This window comes from Streptomyces graminilatus, from assembly GCF_001418565.1.
GTDB classification, from domain to species: Bacteria; Actinomycetota; Actinomycetes; order Streptomycetales; family Streptomycetaceae; genus Streptomyces; species Streptomyces graminilatus.
Window position 1 is genome coordinate 1 of the sequence record NZ_LIQQ01000527.1, and the last position, 6,663, is coordinate 6,663.

The 6,663-nt window shown below is 69.5% G+C and carries 4 protein-coding genes; 3 read left to right on the plus strand and 1 reads right to left on the minus strand.

Going from position 1 to position 6,663, the window contains the following annotated elements; translation table 11 throughout:
* Positions 1 to 299 precede the first annotated feature (299 nt).
* The 3 genes from AOK08_RS35075 to AOK08_RS35085 all read left to right on the plus strand — a co-directional run bounded on the left by AOK08_RS35075 (position 300) and on the right by AOK08_RS35085 (position 5,387).
* The gene (locus tag AOK08_RS35075) at positions 300 to 1,061 is read left to right on the plus strand and encodes a TIGR03089 family protein (protein ID WP_055533555.1); all 762 of its coding nucleotides are present in this window, start codon (positions 300 to 302) and stop codon (positions 1,059 to 1,061) included.
* Between the two features lie 715 nt (positions 1,062 to 1,776).
* Positions 1,777 to 3,540 (plus strand): LCP family protein, encoded by a 1,764-nt coding sequence (locus AOK08_RS35080; protein WP_079054450.1) that lies wholly within the window; start codon positions 1,777 to 1,779, stop codon positions 3,538 to 3,540.
* Positions 3,541 to 3,674: 134 nt separating this feature from the next.
* Positions 3,675 to 5,387: an LCP family protein gene (locus AOK08_RS35085; protein WP_079054451.1), complete on the plus strand. Its 1,713-nt coding sequence runs from the start codon at positions 3,675 to 3,677 to the stop codon at positions 5,385 to 5,387.
* 75 nt (positions 5,388 to 5,462) lie between these two features.
* Here AOK08_RS35085 and AOK08_RS35090 read toward each other — a convergent pair whose 3' ends face one another.
* Positions 5,463 to 6,512: a glycosyltransferase family 2 protein gene (locus tag AOK08_RS35090; protein ID WP_055533553.1), complete on the minus strand. Its 1,050-nt coding sequence runs from the start codon at positions 6,510 to 6,512 to the stop codon at positions 5,463 to 5,465.
* Between the last annotated feature and the right edge of the window lie 151 nt (positions 6,513 to 6,663).

Below are 6,663 nucleotides of genomic sequence, written 5' to 3' on the forward strand. Positions count from 1 at the left end.
GTGGAAGCGGTGGAGGTGGTGGGAGCGGTGGGGGCCGCCTTTGCCGGTCTCGTCACGGCGGGTCTCGCCGAGGCCGAGGCCGGGGTTGCGGGCAGGGTCAACGGGAGCGCCAGGGCTGTTGCGCATGCGACGCCGATGTAAGAAGCAAGATGTCCACGCATGCCCCTGATCCTGGACATAGTCATACATATCTGTCCAACGATGAACTGACGAACCGTCTGGCGTGTTCACCCGAACCGGTGGCTCCGGTGAGCGGCCCGCACCAACGGCCACGCGCGCCCCTGCGTACCCTTGCGCGGGTGAACGCCATCGACCGCACCCCTGCCGACCTGCTGCGTTCCGCGCTCGCCGCGGACCCCGCACGCCCCCTGGTGACCTTCTACGACGACGCCACCGGTGAACGTGTCGAATTGTCCGTGGCCACCTTCGCCAATTGGGTGGCCAAGACCGCGAATCTCCTCCAGGGCGAGCTGTCCGCCGAACCCGGTGACCGGGTCGCGCTGCTGCTGCCCGCGCACTGGCAGACGGCGGTGTGGCTGCTGGCGTGTTCGTCGGTGGGCGTCGTCGCGGACCTGGCGGGCGACCCGGGGGCCGCCGACGTCGTCGTCAGCGGGCCCGACACGCTGGAGGCCGCGCGCGCGTGTTCCGGTGAGCGGATCGCGCTCGCGCTGCGGCCGTTGGGCGGGCGGTTTCCGCAGGCGCCGGCCGGCTTCGCCGACTACGCGGTGGAGGTGCCGGGGCAGGGGGACCGGTTCGCGCCGTACGCGCCCGTCGATCCGGAGGCGGCGGCGCTGGTCGTGGCCGGGGCGGAGTTCACGGGGGCGGAGGTTGTGGAGCGGGCCGGGGGCGCGGATGCGGTGAGGTTCGGGCTCACGGGGCCCGGGGCCCGGTTGCTGTCGGGGTTGGGGTACGACACGTGGGACGGGGTCAGTGCGGGGTTGTACGCGCCGCTGGCCGTCGGGGGGTCTGTGGTGTTGTGCCGGCATTTGGAGCTGGCGGCCGAGGGTGTGGTGGCCAAGCGGGTTGAGGATGAGCGGGTTACGGCTGTGCGCCGGGCATAGGGGCACGCACGGTTTCGGCTGCGGGCCCGTGGGGGCTTGTCGCGCAGTTCCCCGCGCCCCTCGGGGTGGGTGCCGTGCCCGGCGCTGGATCGGTCGGGCTCGGTGAGGGGTGCCTTCCGGCTGCGGGCCCGTGGGGGCTTGTCGCGCAGTTCCCCGCGCCCCTCGGGGTGGGTGCCGTGCCCGGCGCTGGATCGGTCGGGCTCAGTGAGGGGTACTTTCCGGCTGCGGGCCCGTGGGGGCTTGTCGCGCAGTTCCTCGCGCCCCTGAGGGTGGGTGCCGTGCCCGGTGTTGGATCGGTCGGGCTCAGTGAGGGGTGCTTTTCGGCTGCGGGCCCGTGGGGGCTTGTCGCGCAGTTCCTCGCGCCCCTGGGGGTGGTGGCCTTACCCGGTGCTCAGATGTTCGGTCTGTTTTTCGACTTCTGGGGCGGGGCGGGAAGCCGAACAGGCGGGCGTCGGGTGGTTGTTATCGGCGCCCGGGGGCCGCTATCGGTAAAGCGCTGGCCAAGACGGCGGGGTTTAGTTCAAGAAAATGGGTGGATTGCCCAGGTGTAGGGACGTGGAATTTGTCACCGTCGTCGCTTGACGCTCAACTGGACGGATAGTGTGAGCGATCCGGTGCGTCAGGACACGTGTCGTGTGCACACCGGCAGACCGAGACCCGAGCGCCTTGGAGGGGGAAAGGCGCCGCGTGGCCCCGACGGAGGATGCAGACAACCGTGGACGCGCAAGGCCGTGGGCGGGCGGACAACATCGACCCCGCAGACCAGTGGGTGCTCAACCCGAGCACCGGCGAATACGAACTGCGACTGACTCCCTCCGCACCGCAATCAGCGGTCCCGGGACCTCGTCGTGCCGCCCCCGCCAACGCGGGTGCCGGACGCGGGCGTTCGGCGGCACCGGAGCGGGAGCAGGAACGCGACACTCCCCTGCCCGGTATGCCCGGGCAAGTTCCGCCGCCCAGACGGCGTCGTGGTGTGCCCGAGGACGACCCGCTGCCCGGGCGGCGGCGCTCGCGGGGCCCGGAGAAGAAGAAGTCGAAGGCCAAGAAGGTGCTGCTCTGGACGGGCGGGACCATGGCCTTCGTCATGGTCGCGGCCACCGCGGCGGGCTATCTCTACCTGAAGCACCTTGAGGGCAATGTCCAGACGACGGACGTCGGTACGGCGGGCAAGTCCGGCTTCAGCAAGGACGAGGCCTTCAACATCCTCATCATCGGTACGGACAAACGCACCGGTAAGGGCAACGAGAAGTACGGCGACGCGGGCAGCGTCGGGCACGCCGACACGACGATCCTGCTGCACGTCTCCAAGGACCGGTCGAACGCGACCGCGCTGAGCATTCCGCGTGACCTGGTCGTCGACATCCCGGACTGTCCGACCAAGCTGCCGGACGGGACCGAGAAAGTCATTCCCGGCACCCAGGATGTTCGGTTCAACACCAGTCTTGGGCAGTTCGAGCGTGACCCCGGGTGCACCATGCGCACCGTGAAGGAGGTCACGGGCATTTCGCCGGACCACTTCATGATGGCCGACTTCAACGCCGTGAAGACGCTGACGACGGCTGTGGGCGGGGTCGAGGTCTGTGTGGCGAAGGCCGTCAACGACAAGGACTCGAAGCTGAAGCTGCCCGCCGGCAAGTCGACGGTCGAGGGCGAGCAGGCGCTCGCCTTCGTCCGTACGCGGCACAGCTTCGGCAACCAGGGCGACCTGGACCGGATCAAGGTGCAGCAGCAGTTCCTCAGCTCGCTGATGCGCAAGATGGCCTCCAGTGACACCCTGAGCGACGCGTCCAAGCTGATCAGGCTCGCGGAGGCGGCCACCAAGGCGCTGACCGTGGACACCGGTATCGGCAACGTGTCCACGCTCAAGGACGTGGCGCTGGAGCTGAAGAAGGTGCCGACGAAGAACATCACCTTCATGACCGTCCCCGTCATCGACAACCCGGCGGACGGTGTCGTCCGCAAGACGGTGATCGTCAACCCGGTCACCGCCCCCCAGGTGTTCGACTCCATCCGCGACGACGTGTCCTTCACCTCGGTCAAGCAGGAGAAGGCGAAGGAGAAGGCGGCCGTCGCCGCCCGTCTCAAGGGCCCCAAGTCCGAGGCCTCCGAGGTGCGGGTGCAGATCATGAACGGCGGCGCCCCCGGGGGCTCCGCCCAGGAGACCCTCAGCTACCTGCAGAACGACGAGGGCGTGACCAAGTCCGAGAACGCTGGCAACGCTCCGGCGGAGCTCGCGAAGACGACGCTGGAGTACGCGCCCGACCAGGCCGACCAGGCCCGTCGGCTGGCCGCCATCATGGGGCTGTCCGGTGCGGCGCTGAAGCCTGGCAAGAGCGTGACGAACTCCCAGGGGCTGCCCACCATGACGCTGACCCTGGGCAAGGACTTCAAGGGTGCTGGAGTACCGCTCACCGGACCGGCAAAGGCGCCGGCCGTGGAGGGACAGTCCACGGCGGACAAGGTGCAGTGCGCCAAGTGAACACACCATCTGACTGATGGGTGTCCGCGCCAGATGTTTTTGGTGCGCCGATTGACCGAACAGGCCTGCCTCGCGTCTAACAGGACGCAGGGCAGGCCTGTTCGACGGCGGTGCAAGGGTGGGGAGGCAGGGGAATGACACAGAGCAGTGTGCAGGGGGAGGGGACGCGTCCAGGCGTCCGGCCTGCTCGGGTTCCGGGGCAGAGAGACGGTTCGCACGAGCACGGTGGCGACTCCGAGTCCGGCTCCCGGGGCGTCGGCCCGTCCGGTGACGGCGCCGGTGGTGGCGATGGTGGTAGTAAGGGGAGAGGCGGTCCCGGAAGAGGTGGGCCGCCTGGCGGGAGGCGGCGGATATTGCGCTGGTCGGCGGCGACCCTCTCCGTGCTGATACTCGGCACGGCCGGTGTCGGATACCTGTACTACGAACACCTGAACGGCAACATCCAGAAGGGCGCGCGCAGCATCGGCGACTCCAAGGCACGGAGGACGGAGCCGAACGCCGCCGGGCAGACCCCGCTGAACATCCTGCTGATCGGCTCGGACAGCCGTAACTCCGCAGCGAACGTGTCGCTGGGCGGTGACCGGAAGAACGCCGGCAACCCGCCGCTGGGCGATGTCCAGATGCTCGTCCACGTCTCCGCCGACCGCAAGAGCGCGGCCGTGGTGAGCATCCCGCGCGACACCCGCGTCGACATTCCGAAGTGCGTGGACCCGAAGACCGGCGAGAAGTTCGCGGCGACCAACGACATCATCAACACCTCGCTGGCCCGGGGCGGCGCCGGCTGCACGCTGGCCACCTGGCAGAACCTCACCGGGGTCTACATCGACCACTGGATGACGATCGACTTCGCGGGCGTGGTGAAGATGGCCGACGCCATCGGCGGCGTCGAGGTCTGTGTGAAGCAGAACGTGTGGGACCGCCCGAAGCCCAGGGTGTCCGGCGGCTCCGGGCTCAAGCTGACGGCCGGCCGGCACAAGGTCCAGGGCAAGCAGGCGCTGCAGTGGCTGCGTACCCGGCACGCCTTCTACAGCGACCTGGGGCGCGCCAAGGCCCAGCACATGTACATGAACTCGATGATCCGCACGCTGAAGTCGCAGAACGTCTTCACGGACGGCGGGCGGCTGACCGATCTGGCCGAGGCGGCCACCAAGTCCCTGACGGTGTCCGAGGAACTCGGCTCGGTCAAGGAGCTGTTCGACCTGGGCATGCAGCTCAAGTCGGTGCCGACCGACCGCATCACGATGACGACGATGCCGACCGTCGAGGACCCCAAGGACGTGAACCACCTGGTGCCGGCCGGAGCCGACGCCGAGCAGATGTGGACGATGCTCCGCGACGACATCGCCTTCGACGACAAGGGCGGCGCCCCGGCGGCGAAGAACCCGACGGGCGAGGCGTCCGCGCCGCCGGTCTCGACGGACCCGGCGGCGGCTCCCGGAAAGATCGGCGTGCTCGTGCAGAACGGCACCCGGACGGCCGAACTCGCCGCGGTCGGCGGCCGGGCGACCGCGATCAGCCAGGTCCTCATCGGCAAGGGTTTCACCAACGCGGCGGCGGACACGTCGGGTTCACTGTCCGTGGAACAGACGGTCGTGCACTACCCGAGCGCCGATCTGGCCGGCGACGCCCAGCTCGTCGCCAAGTCCCTCGGGATTCCGGCGAGTTCGGTGAAGAAGTCGACGGACGTGTCCGGTGTGACGGTGACCGTGGGCGCCGACTGGCGTGAGGGCGCGGCGTATCCGAGGAAGGCCGCGCCGAAGGCCGGTCAACTGCCCGCCACAGCCGACAAGTTGGTCGGCTCGGACACCAAGTCGTGCATGGATGTGTACTCGCCCTATCGCTGGTAGAGCGGACGCGACCGGCATACGGGTTGGGGCCTGCCCGCCGTCTGTGACAGCGCGCAGGCCCCAACCCCTCGTGTTTCAGGACGCGTTCGCGCTGTCCAGTACCGCCGGGCGGCGGGCCGCGATCACCTTGCGGGCCAGCGACTTGGGGCTCGTCAGGAAGCCCCAGCCCCAGCACATGTGCATGGTGGCGAGGGCGACCGGGATCCGCAGCCTGGCCTTCAGCGGGAGGCCCTTGCCGGCCGGGACCGAGCCCGCCACGATCGCCGCGAGGTAGCCGCCGGGCACCAGGAGGGCCCACGGTGTCAGTACGGCGCCCAGCAGCACGCCCGCCGCGATCGCGACCACGGCGGCGGGCGGGGCGAGGTAGCGCAGGTTGATGGAGCCCTCGTGGTAGCGGGCGACGACATGGCGCCAGCGGCCGTAGTCCTTGTACTGCTTGGCCAGCGCACGCACGGAGGGCCTCGGCCGGTACGACACCCGCAGTTCGGGCGAGAACCAGATGAGGCCGCCCGCCTCACGGATCCGGAAGTTCAGCTCCCAGTCCTGGGCGCGGATGAACTCCACGTTGTAGCCGCCCTGTTGCTCCAGCGCGGCGCGCCGGAAGACACCGAGGTACACGGTCTCGGCGGGCCCGGCCGTGCCTCCCGTGTGGAAGGCGGCGTTGCCGACGCCGATCTTCGAGGTCATCGCGGCGGCCACCGCGTGCTCCCAGTCGTTCTCGCCCTCGGCGTGCATGATCCCGCCGACGTTCTGCGCGCCGGTCTCGTCGAGGAGACGTACGGCGGTCGCGATGTAGTCGGGCGAGAGCATGCCGTGTCCGTCGACGCGTACGACGACGGGGTGGCGGGAGGCCTTGATCGCGGCGTTCAGCGCGGCGGGCGTACGGCCGGTCGGGTTGGGGACCGTGTGGACGCGCTTGGCGTCGGACGCCGTTTCCCGTACCAGCTCTGCGGCGATCTCGTCCGTGCGGTCCGTGGAGGGACCGAGGGCGATGACGACCTCCATCTCACCCGCGTACTCCTGGGCGAGGATCGCTTGGACGGCTCCGCGCAGATGCCGCTCCTCATTGAGGACGGGCATGATCACGGACACGGCGGGCAACTGCACGTCGGGCTTGGCGTTCATAGGGGGCTCACGTTACCGCGAACGGGGGACACCGACGCGCGCCGCTCGCTCCCTGCCCCGGTCCGCAGATCGTATGGGCCTACGGTGCTCACGGATCCCACGTTCGGCCCACTCCCCCGCCCCCGGCCTGCCTTCGCGGAGGTGTTCCCCC

Bases quoted from the DNA above. Each gene is read 5' to 3' on its own strand.
- AOK08_RS35090 (WP_055533553.1), bottom strand. From the start codon at position 6,512: ATGAACGCCAAGCCCGACGTGCAGTTGCCCGCCGTGTCCGTGATCATG.
- AOK08_RS35085 (WP_079054451.1), top strand. From the start codon at position 3,675: ATGACACAGAGCAGTGTGCAGGGGGAGGGGACGCGTCCAGGCGTCCGG.